Genomic DNA, 16,571 nt, shown 5'->3' on the forward strand with positions numbered 1-16,571 from the left:
TAATGAAAGACAACATTTGGCGCCGGTTCTTTCGTGAGCGGTGCGGCTTGGCGTCCTGCGCCAGGCGCGCATCGGCAGGATTCTTATGTACCGCCCTGCTCCTGATCTTCTTCTCTTCTTCAACCGTCTGCAATAGCCAGGTAACCGCCGACCCCTTTGCCCAAAACGCGCTCAATACCATTATCGGCGACTTGCAGCAGGAAATTGCGAACGGTTCGACAGCGACAGGATCGCCTGTGATTTATACGCCCACAAGCAATGCCTACATGGTTCCGGTAAGGAATGGTGTGCCCGCAACCTGGAACCTCACGAGTGCGACGAACACAACCCTACTCCGAATCAGCAGCACGACCTCGGCCATGATTTCTGGCCAGCCGGTCGATCATCCCGCGTCGAATGCGCTGAGCACCAACCCCTCGGCCAATGGCAGAATCCTCAGCACGGCCCTCTGGAACCTGCATTACTTGATTCAGCTCAAAAACATTAACAGCCCCACCGATTCGACACCCGACATGAATTTCATCGCTCCAAGCTGGGTCTATGTGACAAGTACAGGACCCGCCGTGATCACAAGCACCAGCAGTTCTGTCCTCGGGCGCTACGCCTATGCCATTTACGATGAAGGCGCGCTGCTGGATGCCAATGTGGCTGGGTTCCCACGCGATACCAGCACGACCTCAATGCCCGCGCAATACGCGCCCAAGGGCTCGATAGCCTTCGCCGATCTTACCGCTCTCAATATCGCAGGCTCACGGCAGCCGAAACAAGCCGGTGTCAACAGCCTCGTCGGTTGGCGCAACTATGCCACTCTGCAGCCGTTGGGAACATTTCCAACACTTAGCTTCAGCGGCACCGGCGTTCTGGACCTTTACAAAAATCTGATCCTGTCCAATACGAACGGCTTTTTGATACCGAACAGCGCGCCGCCGTACAATGGCCAGAGTGACCAACTCTTTCCCAGCAGACAGCAATTGATCAATCGCATCCTGGCGATTGGAACGACAAACTTCAACCCGAACAACCTCCAGTATCTCGGCACGTTCAGCCGCGCTGTAACCACGCCTTCGTGGAGTCCGCCCGCCGACTCGACGGCCCTGTCCGGATATGTGGGCGGGGTGGGCACCTCGCCTGTTGCCTATAAAAGCAACGCCGACAACCCAGGCAGCGCAAACCGTAATCTTTTGAATCTGCGTTTTCCGAGTCCTGCCACAATCACACACTATAATGACGACGGAACCACAACGACATACAGCGCCAACTTCGGCGATCCGTTTCTGAAGCGCCGCTTCTCCCTGGCCAAGCTCGCCTGGCTGACCTACAAGGGGCCCAGCGCCGATCTTCCATTGAATGATCCTCTTTATAACAAAGGGGGGACCGATGCGAATATCCAGGCCTGCTTCGGATTGCAGTGGAGGACATACGCGCGCAGAGTCGATGCCAACGGCACAACGGTCTCCGACCCCTGCTGGAAGTATGTTGGCGCCAGCGGATCTACGCCGCAGCCCAGCATTGAAACGCTGGCCCAGGTTGCCAGTGAAAACCGCGAGCCCAACTTCTTCGAGATGCTCAAAGTAGGTATCCTCAATGGCTCGCTAGGCAGGGATCCAGGAGCACTTTCATACGCGGGATTTCAATCCCGGCCGCCTGGGCCGCCGGGACCACCGGCTTTGGGCCTCGACCAGTACAAGGTCAACAAGGACCAGCAGATTGTGCAGATCGGAGCAAACATCATCGACCAATACGATGCTGACAGCTATCCGACCGCCATTTATTTCCCAATCGCATCCCCTGATCCCACTGTCCCGGAACAGGAGCCAGTCAATATGGTTTATGGTACGGAAAACCTGCCCTACCTGCAAGAGATTGATCAAATTAGCATAGGTGTTCCGAGTATGAGGGTTGGCGGCTGGCTCCAACCGGTTTTGTGGAATCCCCATCAGGTGGCCAATCCCTCGGCTACAGGCGCCAAGCCCGCTAATTTCAAAATAGCCGCGTCGGGGCAGGTTTTTGTTCAAATTTTCGGCTTCGGCGGTCCCACCCTCCAATCTCCCACGGTAGATTTTGACAACCCGGCCCATTCAAACAATGCAACAATTTATTTCAACGATGCTTTCGCAGGCACCAGCAGCTCATCCTTCTACATTCATCCGCAAAATCTGAATACGGTTATTGCAGACACGGTCAATACCCCCGCCATTAATGTCTGGAATTCCACCTATGTGAACCCCACAGACACCACGCCCGGGAATCCACAAGATAACGGATCCTATCCCTCGGAAAGCTCAGACGGTTCGACTTCGAACAAATTTGTTGGATTTAACTGTGGGTATATCGACCTAAACGCTCCTACTCCCGGTTATACGAAGCCGCCCAACTGGCCTTACCAAATTCGCACAAACCATTCCATTGCCCCCTCGCCGATGTGGACGGCATGCCTTCAGTATTTGGACAGCAATGGTGTCTATCGACCCTATTCCTATATCAGCCGTATTGCACTTTGGACTTTTGAGGATCACACTATAATAGATACTACGTTCCCTAAATATTCCAATGAACGCGTGGACCCGCGTACAGATCGATTTTCCATATTACTTAACAATGCGGGATGGGGAACGGGTTCCGCTCTCATTTCAGGATCACCAGCCATCCCGGGCGTCTATGGAATGAATCAAACCGCCAACTATAGGAGTGGAAACAATTTTCCCACCTACTGCTTAGGCAGCTTTGGCTTGCCCAGTTCAAATTCCGGTTTTTTCTATGGCTCCAGTAGCCCACCCAGTGACTGGGCTCAAAATACGACGACAAGCAGTACTTCGGCCCATTACACGGATCCCGACGGTGTGGTGCGGAGCGCTGACGGCTTCCGCAGAGACGACACAAGCGGGAACGGCTGTTTACTTTTCCATGCGGATCAGGTCACCGGTAGCACCACCGCGCGCCGCCCAGTCATTTTAAACCGGCCCTTCCGCTCCGTTGGAGAACTGGGCTACGCCTACCGGGACGAACCCTTTAAATCACTCGACTTCTGGTCCAGCACCAGCGCAGACGCAGCCTTGCTCGATCTCTTCACCGTGGCTGACGAACCGGTGCTCGTCGCCGGACAAATCAATCTCAACAACGCACCCCTGCCCGTTTTGCAGGCCATTATTGTAGGCGCCATGAAAAATGAATCCACAGTCGAGACCTGCAGTGCTACGGACGCAAAAAATATCTCCCAGCAACTTTCCACCAATCTTGCAGCCAATCGCGTTGTTAATCGCGCAGATCTCACGGGCGCCGTATCGACCACCATTAACGCCATTTTAAGCGGGGCCAGCCCAATCTCCGGCCTGCGCAACAAAGCCTATGGTGAGGCCGCCCTGCGCGCGCTTTCTTCCGTCGCCAACACCCGCACCTGGAACCTGATGATCGATGTGATCGCGCAAACCGGCGGCATGTCCGCCACCGCAGCAACCCTGAGCGACTTCAATGTGCAGGGCGAAACGCATTACTGGCTGCATGTGGCGATTGACCGGTTCACAGGCCAGGTCGTGGACCAAAGCCTCGAGCAAGTCCCCTCCGGGCCGATACTCAATACCAACTCGGTTGTGGAAGAACAGGCCGCAGGCGCCACGGTCGCCACCATCAACACCAGCGGATCAGCCCCGGGAGATGTCTTGGTTTATTCTCTTGTTAGTGGAACCGGGAGTACCGACAACGCGTCGTTCACGCTTTCCGGCAATACGCTCATGACGGTTGCTCCCTTTGAATACCTCACCCAAAGCACCTACAATATCCGTTTGAACGTGACGGACCAAACCAGCGGCGTGAGCCTCGAACAGCCCTTTATCATCACGGTACAGCCGACTCCTTATACCCGCTGGAAGATCACAAACTTCAACATCGATGCCAACAACCCCGCGGTTGCTGGCGATCTGGTGAATCTTTCCGGTGATGGCGTTCCCAATCTTCTCAAATACGCGATGGGCCTGAATCCCCTGGCGCCAACCGGCAACGGAGTTGCCGCCATACTTTCCGGCAGCGTACTCACCCTGAACTACACCCGCGGCTCCGGAGCGACGGACACCACCGCGCATGCCTACTGGTCGAAGGATCTCAACGCATGGAGCACCAGCAGCGTGAGCGAGACCCTGCTTTCCGACGACGGAACGACCCAGCTCTGGCAGGCGACTGTCCCGGTCGATTCCCAGACCCCCCGCCTCTTCATGCGTCTGCAAGTCACCAGACCGTAAAAAAACAAAGCCCGCTTCGCGTTCGGCGAAGCGGGCTGTTGTGTTTCAAGCGTTACAGATTAATAACGGGAACGTCCACCACCACCGCCGCCGCCACCGCCGCGTGATTCCATCGGCTTGGCTTCGTTGACTGTCAGGTTTCTGCCGTCAACCGACTGGCCGTTGAGCGCACTGATCGCACGCTGGCCTTCTTCGGCGCTGCCCATGGTGACAAAACCAAAGCCGCGGGGGCGTTGTGTTTCGCGATCCATGATCAATTTTGTTTCGGTGACCGTGCCATGCTTTGAAAAAAGCTCGGTTAAGTCCTGTTCAGTGGCTTGGAATGAGAGATTTCCAACGTATAATTTCATATTGTTTTTCTACTTTCTATTTTATGTTGAGGTTTCGACCTCGCGCAGACTAGTGAAGAGCGTTGTGACACGCATGAAAAACCGTTGGGAGCGAACAGGAAACTGCCTGAGACACTACTACTTGGCTTCAGATAGAAGCGTTTGATCGATTCGGGACAATCGCACGGGCGGCGGGAATGTAAAGAACTATTTTCAGCCTTTTCCTTGCACCATCATTTATGGGCATCGGACGCGTCATGACGCGCCGGAGGCGGGCTTTTTCTCGTACCGGGTCTGGTAGCCGGGATTGGCCGCGGGCCGGTCGGCATTGGGATAGTTCCAGTCGGTCTTGATATCCACCGAGACTTCCTTGATCTGTTTGTAGATTTCGTACGGCTTGTCGATGCCGATGAAACTGTCGTAAATACGCACGCCTTTGCTGTTGGTGGCTCCGGAGAAGGCGCGGATGGTGCCAACTCCAATCATATTTTCGATCGGGTTGACCGTCACGTCCAGTTCGGAGATCTGGTCGTAGTCGATGGCCTTGAAATCGGTTCCCCAGAAGCCGCTCCGCAGCATGAGGCGCTTGTTAGTGTAGGCGTAACAGGTGTTGCCGTGAACCAAAAACAAGCGAACCATGTTCAGGATGCTGCCCCAGAACGGAAAGAGATGCACGGCGAAGAAGGGGATGACGGCAAATTCCGGAAACCCGCCGGAATGGTGGAAGCCCGCAGGCTTGGACAACATGGGCAGAATAAATCCAAAAATGTCGAAGCAGCCCCAGGCCATGCCAAACAAAAGAAAGATCACTCCGGTGGCGAGAAAAGGGACCAGATGCGGACGTCCGGTCCAATAAACCTGTTCATTTGCGTCTTTGACCGCGTTGAATTCGGGTGGCAAAAGATAGTCGGTGGGCATGGGAAAAATTACCAATGCCGGACTTAAAGTGCCAGATCCTTTTGGTTCCTTTAGTTGCGCTGGTCACTCTTGGGAAAAGAGGATAATTCAATGCCGTTGCGTATTCCGGGCAAGCGCCCTATAAGAATAAATGTCCAAGAAACTTTTTGCCGAGCTCGGCCTGTCACCCGAAATACTCAAAGCCGTTGACAAAATGGGCTTTGAGGAGGCGGTCCCCATTCAATCCAGCGCCATCCCGGTGTTGCTGGGGGGAGCCGATGTCGTGGGCCAGTCCCAGACCGGCTCGGGCAAAACGGCGGCGTTTGCCATCCCCGCCATCGAACGCGTGGATGCCGCGCTCAAAGCGCCGCAGGTGCTGATCCTTTGCCCCACCCGCGAACTCGCCGTGCAGGTCGCCGAGGAAGTGGCCAAGCTGGCCTCGTTCAAGAAGGGCGTGCGCGAGCTTCCCATTTACGGCGGCCAATCCTATGAGCGCCAATTCCGCGGACTGCAGCAAGGCGCGCAGATCATCATCGGGACACCGGGCCGTGTGATGGATCATCTCGAGCGCAAAACGCTGAAGCTCGACAAGATCCGCATGGTGATTCTGGATGAAGCCGACCGCATGCTGGACATGGGTTTTCTGGACGATATCCGCAAGGTGTTGAGCCAGGCGCCACCCGAGCGGCAAACGGTCTTTTTTTCCGCCACCCTGCCGCGTCCGATACAGGAATTGATCAAAACCTTCACGCGTAACCCGGTCAATGTCAGCATCCAATCGCAGGCCCTTGTGGTGCCGGCCATCGAGCAGGTTTATTATGAAATCGACCGCCGCTCGAAACTGGACGTGCTCTGCCGCTTGATCGATCTGCAGGACATCAAGTTCGGCATCATTTTTTGCGCCACCAAAATGATGGTGGACGAATTGACGGAGCATCTCGTCGCCCGGGGATACGCAGCGGATAAAATGCATGGCGACATGACCCAGGCCATGCGCGAGCGCGTGATCGCAAAATTCAAAAAGAAGGGCCTGGAGTTTCTGGTGGCGACTGATGTGGCCGCCCGCGGCTTGGATGTGGATGATGTCGAGGTGGTTTTCAATTATGACCTGCCGCACGACGGCGAGGATTACATCCACCGCATCGGGCGGACCGGCAGGGCGGGCCGGAGCGGACGGGCCATCACCTTTGTGGCCGGGCGTGAAATTTACAAGATGCAGAATATCATCCGTTTTACCAAGGCCCGCATCCGGCGCGAGCGGGTGCCGAACGAGGACGAGGTGGAGCAAAAGCGCACCAGCCAATTTTTTGAATCCTTAAACGAGACACTGGAAAAAGGTGAATACCGGCGTTACGACGAACTCATTGGCAGCCTGCTGGATCAGGGACATGCCCCGACTGACATCGCTTCCGCGCTGATCCATCTGCAAAATTCGGAAAAATCGCGCCCGCCAGTTGCGGCGGTTCCGGAAAAGATTTTTGAAGAGCGGCGGGACAGGCCGGAGCGCGGACGCGAGCGTCCAGAACGGCGGGAGCGGCGCGAGGAAAAACGCGGGCAAGAACACGGCAGAGAACGTGAACGTTCCGAACACCGGGAGGGCCGGGCAGCGCGGGAGGATTATACAAAGGACCAGACAGCGGACGCGCTTGCCAGTGAGGCCGGCATGCTGCGGCTGCGGTTGAATCAAGGCCGGGAACAACGCATCCAGCCGGGAGACATCGTGGGCGTGATTTTGGGCGTGGCCCGCATCCCCAAGGATTGCGTGGGAGCGATTATTTTGCAGTCCGACTACACCCTGGTGGATGTGGCGGAGGAACATTCCGCCACGGTTCTAAAGAAACTGAATGGCATCAAATTCAAGGGACGGAAGCTGTTTTGCAGCATCAGTATCTAAGCCCGAGCCACCGGGAGGGCTCTGCCACTCCTGCGCATTTTGCGTTCTCGTTTATTTCCCTGCCGATGACTCGTACGCCTTCTGCAGGTCGCCGGTGGTGCTGCTGAAAACCGTGTCGATTATTTTGCCGTCCACAAGAACCTCCAAAACCCATCCGTAATAGACCTGGCCGCTCTTTACAACACTCGAAGGCGTTTTGGCTGTGGCTGCAATGTCCGTTCTGCTTTTTTTGAAGGTAATCTTGCCCAGATCAACCGTTCCACTGCCTGTTTGGCCGACGTTGACGCTGTCGGCCGTCAGGGTCTTGGCCAATACCAGCTTGTTATCGGTGGATTTTACGTTTTGCGTATCGGCGAAAACATACAGCTTTAATGAAATGCCTGAAACAGGTTTTCCCGACCAGGACTGGAGAACGGCTTTGAATTCATACTTGCTGTCGGTGTCATGAATTGTTGATTCTTTTGCTTTTGTGGTTGATGTAGTGTCACCGGACCAGACCGGCTCAACGGTGGCTGTCACAGGCTTGTCCTGCGCCTGGCAATGGGGAACACAGGCCAAAACAAAAAATAAGAGGATGAAGCGGGCGTCTTTGAACCGGGTAAAGCGTGTTATCGTCATTTTAGGATGCTGCCTGATTGCCTCTTTTTTGTCACGTGAATCAGGCAATTATCAGGTGAAGACCCCATTACAACAGGTACTTAAACGCAGTACCGTTATGGACTATGAAAAGAATACTATCGAGGCATGGCCGCAAAATGTTGCTGCTAACGGGCGCGCTCTGTTTCGCTTCCCTGTTGGGCACAGCCAGTCCGGTGTCTGCCCAATCCCGTTATTATAGCCGGGGTGATTACCGTTACCATAACGGATATCGCTATCCTGAAGGGTACAGCGAACGTGATGGATACTATGACAGGTACGGCAATTATCACCGCTATGTTTATTATAATCGCCACCGCACCTATTGGTATTTCCCGCCTCCTGACATTCACTTCGGGATCCATATACGGTGAAGCTCCTCCAACCTTACGGATGGCGTCTCTTCACATGCTTCGGCGCGAAACCTCGCCGAAGCATGTCCGCCGTCGTCCGGCGGCTGCCCGGACTATGGCGGGATACCCTTGCCTCGCATTCATCCACGGGCTTACGCCCGTGGCGTTCTGCGTAGGCGGGTAAACCCAATCGTCCATGATCTGCCGGGCATAAGGAAATGCGTCTTTACGTCCGGCAGTACGGGTGTAAAATAAGCAGGTTAAGCGCCCCGTTTCAAGGGAGTCCGCTCGCGGCGCATGGGCTTGCCTGACTTCATCCTCAATTTCATTTTTAAAAACCGGGTGGACGAATTATCGTTAATAACGTTGCCTCAAGTCCAAACTCATCTAGTGTGTACATGGGTTTATTGCATTTATGGACACATATCGGCCTAAAAGGCTCGCGTTAACGGGGGCCACGGGAGTTCTGGGTTTTTCCTTTATCCAGCGCGTTTTTCAGCACAATCCCAGGCTCCATGCCAGCCTTCTCCTGCGCCAGGCCTCCAGTTCCTTCCAAAACGCCGCCTTCCAGAAATGGCTCCATGAAAACCAGGACCGCATCTCCCTGATCGAAGGCGACGTCCGGCAACTGGATAAACGCCAGATCGATGCCCTGTTTAAAACAGACGGTGGCTTGTGGCATTTTGCGGCAGTGACCTCGCTGACCTCCGAGTGCGAAGAGACCGCGCGTGAGATTCACGAAGTCAATGCCACCGGAACGGAACGCCTCGTGGAAGCCTGGCTGGACAGCCCGGATCGCAGCCCCTTTTATCATGTCAGCACCGCCTATGTCGTCGGCCAGCGCAACGGCATCATCCGCGAATCGGAAAGCGCAATGAACCAGGAATTCCGCAATCCCTACGAAGCATCAAAACTCGAGGCGGAAACAAGCGTGCACCGGATCTTTTCAGCGGGAGGCAAGGGCGCCATCTTCCGTCCGAGCGTCGTGGTGAACGCGGGCAGGAGCACAAGCGGCATCAAAATGGTCGATGCCTGCGCCTATGCCCTGGCCCTGGCGTTGAAGCGGGACGAGCCTTTTGTTTTCCGGCTGAAGGAAAGTGCGTCCATCAATCTGATACACGGCGACTGGGTGACTGCGGCCATGGAGGATCTGGCGCGCCTGGTTTCCGGCTCCAACAACACCTATCACCTCACTGCCCCTCGCCCGACCTATTTCCGCGACATTGCCATCATCCTGCAGACAATTGCATCCAAACTGAAGGTGAGCTTCGAACCCGGCCTCAGCCGCTCGGATCTGCCCAGCGCCTCTAAAATTTTTGACAAGGCCCTCACGGAAATCAAACAATACCTCGACAACAGCCTCCATTTTGACCGGACCAACACCGAGCGTGACATCTCACCTGATGTGAAGGAAGCCGAGATGGATCTGGGACCGTTCGTTTTGGGCCGGATGCAAACCGAACTGGCCCACATCGCCGCCCCGATCTGAAAAAGTCCGTTCCACGTCAGGGAGGCCGGTAATGACGCCTTTATGAACATCAAATCGCTAGCGCATGTTTGCATCAAGACAACCGACCTGGACGCCACCACGGACTTTTACTGCGGCGCGCTGGGCATGAAAAAGTTTTTCGATTTCACAAGGAAGGAAAAGACCATCGGCTTTTACATGAAAGCGTCGAACGACACCTTTATTGAGGTGTTCCTCGCGGATGAAGTGGAAAAGCCGGGCAAGCAGGTCCTCAATCATTTCTGCCTGGAAACGGATTCCATCGAGGGCCTCAGAACAACGCTCATCGAACGCGGTTATTCTCCCGGCGAAATCAAGATGGGCGCGGACAACACCCCCCAGTTTTGGATGAAGGACCCGAATGGATTGGACCTCGAGTTACAGCAATACACGGACAAGAGTGCGCAAATCACCGGTCAGGCCGTGGAAGTGGATTGGTAACGGAAATCCGCTCGCCACTCTCCCAAAGACAGCGGAGAATTCAGAGGTTCTTTAAATTCTGATTTCTGAATTCTCCCGGATGGTTTCCAGCTTCTTACTCGGTCTTCTTTTTTCGGCCATAGGTCGCAGGTTCTTCCCGCAGAACGCTCGAATCCGAATGAGCCCTCTTGCCGCGAATGGCGAGCGTCCGCTCCCGCAAGGTATCGAGCATTCGCAGTTTTTCCGCCAGGGATCGCACAGCAAGATCACGGCGCAAGGCGCGCTTGCTTTCAAGTATCTTTTGCAGGTCAAAGCTCATGACACATCCCTAAGAAATTGTCGTTCAAACTTTTGCCAGGCATCAGCCAGGCCGTGCCTCCCAAGAATGGACTGAAAGAGCGCGGCGTCGAGCACTCCACCTTCGATAAACTGGAGCAGGCGGGCTTTGTCCTTGGCTCGTCCAGTCTGAAGCGCGATGGCGGCAAGGTGTTCTGCGGTAAAGACCCGCGCGGGTATTCCTTCCACATTTCTCTCCACGCCCTCCTTCAACGCCTCTTCCAGCAGCGGAGTTCCAGTAGGCAGGAATTGTATAGGCCAGTCGGCTACGACGATGTATTCGCCCTCCATCCTGCCACCCCGTGCCTTGAGATAATCGAAAATGGGGGCGAGACTGACCAGCAAACTCCTCGATCCAGACTGAAAAGCCACAAAGATATCCACATCAAGTGTGGCGACGGGCTCAAGATAAAAAGTCGCCCCCACCGCACCACCGATGGCGTAACGGTCAATGATCCCGTCGGCCTGCATCTGGTTGATGACGGCGATGACTTCTTTGATGTTCATGGGGAAAGCATATCGCAGCCTGTCCCGCAGACTTTAGCCCCACTTGTCATTGGCCTAAAAATAGACAGCCTTTAACCTTCCGACGAGTGAAATGTTTTTCGTTGCGGGTGAGCAACCCGACATTAACGGTTTGCCAGTGATCGTTATACGGATAAGGCTCTAAATCCCACCCAAAAACGTGCTTTGCTTTGCGCTGCCATCCCCTTAACTGCTTATTCTATGTTTTCATGGAACAAACTGCTGGGTAGGGATGATAAGTTTTTTGACCTCCTGGAGGCCAGTGCCTTGGAGGCCAAAACCACGGCCGAAACACTGACGGAATTCATCTCGTTCTGCGATCGAGTGCACGAAAACAAGAGCCTGGACAAGTTTACCGAGAGCAAGCGCAGGGACAAACAAATCACCCAGTCCATCACCGAAGAGCTGTGCCGGACGTTTGTCACGCCCTTGGAGCGGGAGGACATCGAAGCCCTTTCCAATTCACTTTATAAAATCCCCAAGACCGTCCTTAAAGTCGCCGAGCGCCTTATGATTTGCCCTCCGGCCTTGCGGAGCGAGGAAACGCTTAAAAAGCAGGCCGGATTGCTCGGTCAGGCGACTGAAATTGTTTATCAGATGGTCCGACATCTGCGCCCGGGAAGCTCGCTCTATAAAGTTCGCGAGATGAACGACCAGCTTCAACAATTGGAGGGCGAGGCAGACAGACTGGTGACAGAGGTCTTGCGGGAGTTGTGCCAGGGAAAACGCCAGGCACTGGATGTCATTATCTTAAAGGACATCTTCGAGCTATTGGAGAAGGCCATCGATCGCTGCCGCGATGCCGGCAACACCGTATTCCAAACCATATTGAAGAATTCCTGAGTTTTTGGGTCGCTATGCTTCTTTTATTCACGGTTCTGGTGGCGGCGCTGATCTTTGAATACATCAACGGTTTTCATGATGCCGCCAACGCGATTGCCACGGTCGTTTCCACAAAAGTACTGACCCCCCGGCAGGCCATTGCCTTGGCTGCAGTTTGCAATTTATTGGGAGCCATGATGGGCACTGCCGTGGCAACCACCATCGGCAAGGGACTGGTGGATCCCCATGTTGTCACGACGCTTACGGTGCTCGACGCGTTGATCGCCGCCATCATCTGGGGTTTGCTCACCTGGTGGCTGGGTCTTCCCTCCAGCTCAAGCCATGCGTTGATCGGCGGCCTTTGCGGCGCGGCGCTTGCCGCATCCGGGAACGTATCGGTCTTGAACTGGTACACACATCCCGCTCCCGGCAAAGTTGAGGGGCTTGTTCCCAAGGTCTTCATTCCGATGTTTACATCACCCCTGCTCGGATTTGTCGTGGCTTCCATTTTCATGTTTGTCATCATGATTTTGTTTAAACGAATAACACCCCATGCCGCCAAGAACTGGTTTGGCCGGGCGCAGACGGTCAGCGCGTCCCTCATGGCTCTCAGCCACGGTTCAAACGATGCACAGAAAACCATGGGCATTATTGCCCTGGCCCTTTTCAGCGCGACCTCCGCCGGTACCTTCGACCACCTTCCCGATTACCTGTCCTTTTTGCGCACCCCCGCGTTTCATGTGGATACCTGGGTCATTGTGGCATGCGCCATGACGATGGCCGCCGGAACCGCCGCCGGCGGCTGGCGCATCATTCGGACGATGGGGCACCGCGTGGTCAAATTGCAACCGGTCCACGGCTTTGCCGCCGAGACAGCCGCCGCCACGGTCATCTATGCCGCCAGCACTTTTGGCATTCCCGTTTCCACGACACATGTCATTTCCACATCAATCATGGGAGTGGGCGCCACGAAGCGCCTGAGTGCGGTCAAATGGGGCATCGTCAGCAAAATTGTCTGGGCCTGGGTCCTGACCATCCCCGTCACGGCGGGATTGGCATTTATCATACACAAGGTGCTGGTGCTCAGTTTTAAGTTAGTTCTTGGTTCGTAGTTCTTGCTTCCTGGTTGAACACAAGCCACTTGCTCGTGATGAACGTACCGATAAGACATTGAAATACCGAGTGTTCTGAAGTCTGAATTTTCCTCTGTGGCTTTGTAGAGGGGACTAGAACAGACCGAGAACGCGGCGGGCGTTGCTACCCGCCTTGGAGACAGCTTTGGTTGTCGCGGCAAGGGTGGCGAGTGCCACGGCCGCAGGCGACCAGAACGGAGCGGGTTCGACCTTCTGCTTTTCGCCCATGCGCGCGACGTAGTCGCTGTGCGAGCCGGCCTGCAGGGTCGCGGTCCCGCTGCCGGGCAGCGATTCAGGATCGTAATCTTCCGGATCAAAACCGGATTCCTGGAAGCCGCCGCTATTATTCATGGTCGAGGTGAACGGAACAGAGCCGCTGCCAAAGCCCGGAGCGCCGTCGAGGCCGACGTCACCATCCAGAAGATCGCTCAGCGGCACATAACCATTCGACGTGGAAACAAAGACGTCCTCGAATCCGGCCTCATTTTCAACCAGTTCGTTCTCCTCTTCCCCGCCGCCAATGGATGAGACCCCGTCGTTCGGGAAATAGGTCATGAACGTGAGGTTCGCGTTGAAGGGATTGCCGATGAAAATATTTTGGAAGTATTGTGACATCGCTTCCATCTCGCGCGAGCCGAGTTCCAGCACAAACGGCGAGGCAAAGGGCGTACCCGCCACGGGCGACCAGATATGCACCATCTGGCCGGGCGAGAAGGTTTCAATGAACAAATTGCCGCTGCCGGTGATGGAGTCCGCTCCGCCGAGGAAATACATGTAATCGGAGGTGATGGTCGTGTCACCTGCCGGGGAATAACTGTGGAAGAGGTAAAGTGTGCCGCCATCGCCCACGGTGAGATCGACGTCGCCGATGCCGGTTCCAATGAGATCCATGGTAAGACTGCCGCCGCCAAGTTGGGTGAAGCTCATATCACCGCTGCCCGCCGTGTAATCGCTGATGTGGAGCGGCAGGATCGAGTAATCGGTCATGCTGGCGCCGCCGCTGACGGTATGCAGCGAAAGGGTCCTGAATGTGGACAGGAGGTTGAACAGGTTGCCGACGCCGGTCTGGGCATCAATGACAAGGTTGTCGGCCACGACGTTCACGAGTTGGGTCCTGGGCGTGAGCGGATCGACGGCGTTGACGCTGCCGTCCGAGGTCAGGAACACATCGGCAGTGTCAGGCGGAGAGACACCGGGAATGCCCTTGTCCGTGCCTGCGGCGAGGTAATTGATGGAAATATTGCCGCCGTTATACGTCGTGAGATGGATGTCGTTGTTGGCGTCGTCCACATCGGTGGTGACATCATCGGCCTGGATGTTGCCGTCGCCGGTGATGGCGATGGTGCCGTTGTGAGCGTGGACATGTTTCATGTCCACATTCCTGAGGTTGTGGATGTAGATCCCACCGGAAACGGAAGCTTCGGCGTCGGTGATGGTATCCACGGCGACATTCATGTAGCCGGTCGGAAGGGCGATGCCGAGCGTGGTGATGAGTTGCAGGTCGGTGGCTTCGACATGCGGATCCGGCAGCGTGGTGCCTGCATCGACGTCAATGCGGTCCCCGGCGACGATCTTGAACAACCCGCTGTTGGCGTAGCCATGGATGAGCGTGAGGCTGTCGAGTTCGCTGACAACGGTGTCACCGCCCGCCAAGCCGGTTATGTCGCTGGTAAGGAAATTAATATTGGTGATCACGCCAATACCGGTGAGGGCGCGGGCTATAAGCTTATCGCTGATGATGCGGCCGACAAGCTGGTCAATGGCGCCGCCGGTGGCGGTGAGGTTGACCTGGCCGGTGCTGCCGTCGTCGGTCTGGATCTGGTTGACGTGGATGTCCTGGCCCGCGGTGATTTCAACATGCGAAGGATTGACGGGGTCGTTGGACTGCACATTGGTAGCGGTAACGGAACCGCCCGCATTGATGAAGATGGAGCCCGCAGCTGTGCTGACGTCTGTCAGCGTGATGTCGTCCATCTCGTTGATATTGATATTTCCGGTCTGGCTTGTGGATGCGATGAGCGAATCAATCTGCGTGTCGATCGGCGTGTCGTTAAGCGGTGTGTTCGGATTGCCGCTGCCCACGCCCGTGGCTGTGGTCGCGGTGAGTTGCGCGGCGATGATTTCCGGGCCGTTGGCTCCGCTAAGTTTGAAGATGCCGCCGCCGTAGGCGGTCAGGAAAGCGTCGTCGGCGCCTGCGCCCGCGCTGATAAAACCAGCAAAGAGATTGCCGCTGGTCAGCAGGTGCGGAAGCGTGTTCGCGCCGTCGGTGGCTGCCACGCCGAATTGGCCGGTGATGATGGTGATCGTGCCGTCGAACGTGGATGCGTTTTGAACGTTGAGCGAATCGGTTTCGGTCACAAGCAGGTTGCCTGTGCCCGTGATGGTCGAATCAAGCGCATTGACGACGGTGTCAAGGCTGCTGTCGCCGACGGAGAAAGTGGTCAGCAGATTGCCGGAAATCTTGGCGGCGACGCGGGTCAGCTTCCAGGGCGAGGCATTGTCGCCCGTAGCGGTGACACGGTAGAGGCCGTTTTGGCGCAGATCGGTCTGACCTGAGACAAGCACCAACTGATCGAGGACCGGGTTGGTGCCGCCGAAATCGAGAGCTCCGTTAGCCGAGGCGGTGAGCGTGATGTCGCCGGGCGTGCTGTTGTCATAGGTGGCGCTCAACGCGGTGGAGGCGGTGAAATCGGGGGCGAGTTCGTCGATGGTGCCCGCGGAGGTCAAATAGACGTCATACGCACCGGCATCGATGGTATCGACCGTGAGCGCTGGGTTGGGAATGACGGAATCCAGGGTGATGTGAATGTCACCGGCAAAAGTCTGGACGTCACGCGCGGTGAGCGAACCGGCGCCATGGATGAGGATGTCGCCAAAATTGGTGGTCAACGCATGCAGCTCGCGCAAGGCAACGTTGAGGTCGATGGCGGGGTTGCCCGCGCCCGCGTTGCCGCCTGCGGTGGCGTAGAGGTCGCGTCCTGTGACGAGCGGGCTGCCTGTGGCTTGCTTGAGGATGGTTCCGTCGGCGTCGAGGATGACATCGGCGTAACCGCCGGTGTTGATGACTCCGGCGCCGAGGTTACCGTGCACTATAAGCACTATCGTATTATTAAGGTCGGTGACACCGGTCCCGGCGTTGGTGGTGACGGCATCGGCCTGCATGCCGTGGTTGGACGTGATATCAATCTGGCCGTTATTGGCCAGCGCGCGAACGACATCGAGGTCGGTGCCTGCTGCGGTGGTGTTGTCGATGGAAATGTTGCCGGTGGCGGCGCCTGTGGGCAGCGATTGCAGGTCGAGGCTGTTGACCTTGGTGATGAGATCAATGCTGCCGACGGCTGTGCCGACAAGTTCGTCGGCGACGACATGCCATTCTCCGGCAGAAATCGGGTCGGAGGCGAGTTCCTCTATGAGGCCGGCGCTGTTGAGTGTGGCATTGCCTGAACCCGCCTGGATCGTGTGGATAAACAGGTCGCCCGTTCCGGCC

At 56.0% G+C, this 16,571-nt stretch carries 14 protein-coding genes; 8 read left to right on the forward strand and 6 right to left on the reverse strand.

Annotation, left to right across the window (positions count from 1 at the left end; genetic code table 11):
* Positions 1-2 precede the first annotated feature (2 nt).
* Complete coding sequence (locus PHD76_09195) at positions 3-4,232, forward strand: cadherin repeat domain-containing protein (protein MDD5262008.1); 4,230 nt, start codon at positions 3-5, stop codon at positions 4,230-4,232.
* Between the two features lie 59 nt (positions 4,233-4,291).
* Here the strand turns inward: PHD76_09195 and PHD76_09200 are convergent, their stop codons facing one another.
* Positions 4,292-4,582: an RNA-binding protein gene (locus PHD76_09200; GenBank protein MDD5262009.1), complete on the reverse strand. Its 291-nt coding sequence runs from the start codon at positions 4,580-4,582 to the stop codon at positions 4,292-4,294.
* Positions 4,583-4,816: 234 nt separating this feature from the next.
* Positions 4,817-5,479 carry a PH domain-containing protein gene (locus tag PHD76_09205; protein ID MDD5262010.1) on the reverse strand — a complete coding sequence of 221 codons (663 nt, stop codon included), beginning with the start codon at positions 5,477-5,479 and terminating at the stop codon, positions 4,817-4,819.
* Positions 5,480-5,609: 130 nt separating this feature from the next.
* Here PHD76_09205 and PHD76_09210 point away from each other — a divergent pair, with 130 nt between their 5' ends.
* Positions 5,610-7,352: a DEAD/DEAH box helicase gene (locus tag PHD76_09210; protein ID MDD5262011.1), complete on the forward strand. Its 1,743-nt coding sequence runs from the start codon at positions 5,610-5,612 to the stop codon at positions 7,350-7,352.
* Positions 7,353-7,403: 51 nt separating this feature from the next.
* On the opposite strand, the gene PHD76_09215 is transcribed toward PHD76_09210, so the two are convergent.
* Positions 7,404-7,970, reverse strand: coding sequence for a hypothetical protein (locus PHD76_09215; GenBank protein MDD5262012.1), 567 nt, complete (start codon positions 7,968-7,970; stop codon positions 7,404-7,406).
* Positions 7,971-8,074: 104 nt separating this feature from the next.
* Between PHD76_09215 and PHD76_09220 the strand changes: the two genes are divergently transcribed.
* From PHD76_09220 to PHD76_09230, 3 genes are all read left to right on the forward strand, one after another.
* Entirely contained in the window at positions 8,075-8,362 is a 288-nt protein-coding gene (locus tag PHD76_09220; GenBank protein MDD5262013.1) for a hypothetical protein, read from the forward strand.
* A gap of 394 nt (positions 8,363-8,756) precedes the next feature.
* Positions 8,757-9,830, forward strand: a complete 1,074-nt coding sequence (locus PHD76_09225; protein MDD5262014.1) for an SDR family oxidoreductase — start codon at positions 8,757-8,759, stop codon at positions 9,828-9,830.
* Positions 9,831-9,872: 42 nt separating this feature from the next.
* Positions 9,873-10,289: a VOC family protein gene (locus PHD76_09230; protein ID MDD5262015.1), complete on the forward strand. Its 417-nt coding sequence runs from the start codon at positions 9,873-9,875 to the stop codon at positions 10,287-10,289.
* Positions 10,290-10,383: 94 nt separating this feature from the next.
* Here the strand turns inward: PHD76_09230 and PHD76_09235 are convergent, their stop codons facing one another.
* Entirely contained in the window at positions 10,384-10,587 is a 204-nt protein-coding gene (locus PHD76_09235; protein ID MDD5262016.1) for a hypothetical protein, read from the reverse strand.
* Positions 10,584-11,111 (reverse strand): hypothetical protein, encoded by a 528-nt coding sequence (locus tag PHD76_09240; protein ID MDD5262017.1) that lies wholly within the window; start codon positions 11,109-11,111, stop codon positions 10,584-10,586. The genes PHD76_09235 and PHD76_09240 overlap by 4 nt, the downstream gene beginning before the upstream one ends.
* Positions 11,112-11,330: 219 nt before the next feature.
* Here PHD76_09240 and PHD76_09245 point away from each other — a divergent pair, with 219 nt between their 5' ends.
* Together PHD76_09245 and PHD76_09250 are read left to right on the forward strand one after the other, a co-directional pair.
* The gene (locus tag PHD76_09245) at positions 11,331-11,972 is read left to right on the forward strand and encodes a DUF47 family protein (GenBank protein MDD5262018.1); all 642 of its coding nucleotides are present in this window, start codon (positions 11,331-11,333) and stop codon (positions 11,970-11,972) included.
* A gap of 14 nt (positions 11,973-11,986) precedes the next feature.
* Positions 11,987-13,063 (forward strand): inorganic phosphate transporter, encoded by a 1,077-nt coding sequence (locus PHD76_09250; GenBank protein ID MDD5262019.1) that lies wholly within the window; start codon positions 11,987-11,989, stop codon positions 13,061-13,063.
* Between the two features lie 114 nt (positions 13,064-13,177).
* Here the strand turns inward: PHD76_09250 and PHD76_09255 are convergent, their stop codons facing one another.
* Positions 13,178-16,174, reverse strand: a complete 2,997-nt coding sequence (locus PHD76_09255) for a hypothetical protein (GenBank protein ID MDD5262020.1) — start codon at positions 16,172-16,174, stop codon at positions 13,178-13,180.
* Here PHD76_09255 and PHD76_09260 point away from each other — a divergent pair.
* A complete protein-coding gene (locus PHD76_09260) occupies positions 16,169-16,528 on the forward strand; it encodes a hypothetical protein (protein MDD5262021.1) in 360 nt (119 codons plus the stop codon). The two genes, PHD76_09255 and PHD76_09260, sit on opposite strands and share 6 nt — an antisense overlap.
* The last annotated feature ends 43 nt before the right edge of the window (positions 16,529-16,571 follow it).

The organism is Candidatus Methylacidiphilales bacterium (assembly GCA_028713655.1).
Taxonomy (GTDB): Bacteria; Verrucomicrobiota; Verrucomicrobiia; order Methylacidiphilales; family JAAUTS01; genus JAQTNW01.

What these genes read in the sequence shown, in the direction of transcription:
- PHD76_09195 (MDD5262008.1), top strand. Translation starts at nt 3, where the DNA reads ATGAAAGACAACATTTGGCGCCGGTTCTTTCGTGAGCGGTGCGGCTTG.
- PHD76_09200 (MDD5262009.1), bottom strand. Translation starts at nt 4,582, where the DNA reads ATGAAATTATACGTTGGAAATCTCTCATTCCAAGCCACTGAACAGGAC.
- PHD76_09205 (MDD5262010.1), bottom strand. Translation starts at nt 5,479, where the DNA reads ATGCCCACCGACTATCTTTTGCCACCCGAATTCAACGCGGTCAAAGAC.
- PHD76_09210 (MDD5262011.1), top strand. Translation starts at nt 5,610, where the DNA reads ATGTCCAAGAAACTTTTTGCCGAGCTCGGCCTGTCACCCGAAATACTC.
- PHD76_09215 (MDD5262012.1), bottom strand. Translation starts at nt 7,970, where the DNA reads ATGACGATAACACGCTTTACCCGGTTCAAAGACGCCCGCTTCATCCTC.
- PHD76_09220 (MDD5262013.1), top strand. Translation starts at nt 8,075, where the DNA reads ATGAAAAGAATACTATCGAGGCATGGCCGCAAAATGTTGCTGCTAACG.
- PHD76_09225 (MDD5262014.1), top strand. Translation starts at nt 8,757, where the DNA reads ATGGACACATATCGGCCTAAAAGGCTCGCGTTAACGGGGGCCACGGGA.
- PHD76_09230 (MDD5262015.1), top strand. Translation starts at nt 9,873, where the DNA reads ATGAACATCAAATCGCTAGCGCATGTTTGCATCAAGACAACCGACCTG.
- PHD76_09235 (MDD5262016.1), bottom strand. Translation starts at nt 10,587, where the DNA reads ATGAGCTTTGACCTGCAAAAGATACTTGAAAGCAAGCGCGCCTTGCGC.
- PHD76_09240 (MDD5262017.1), bottom strand. Translation starts at nt 11,111, where the DNA reads ATGAACATCAAAGAAGTCATCGCCGTCATCAACCAGATGCAGGCCGAC.
- PHD76_09245 (MDD5262018.1), top strand. Translation starts at nt 11,331, where the DNA reads ATGTTTTCATGGAACAAACTGCTGGGTAGGGATGATAAGTTTTTTGAC.
- PHD76_09250 (MDD5262019.1), top strand. Translation starts at nt 11,987, where the DNA reads ATGCTTCTTTTATTCACGGTTCTGGTGGCGGCGCTGATCTTTGAATAC.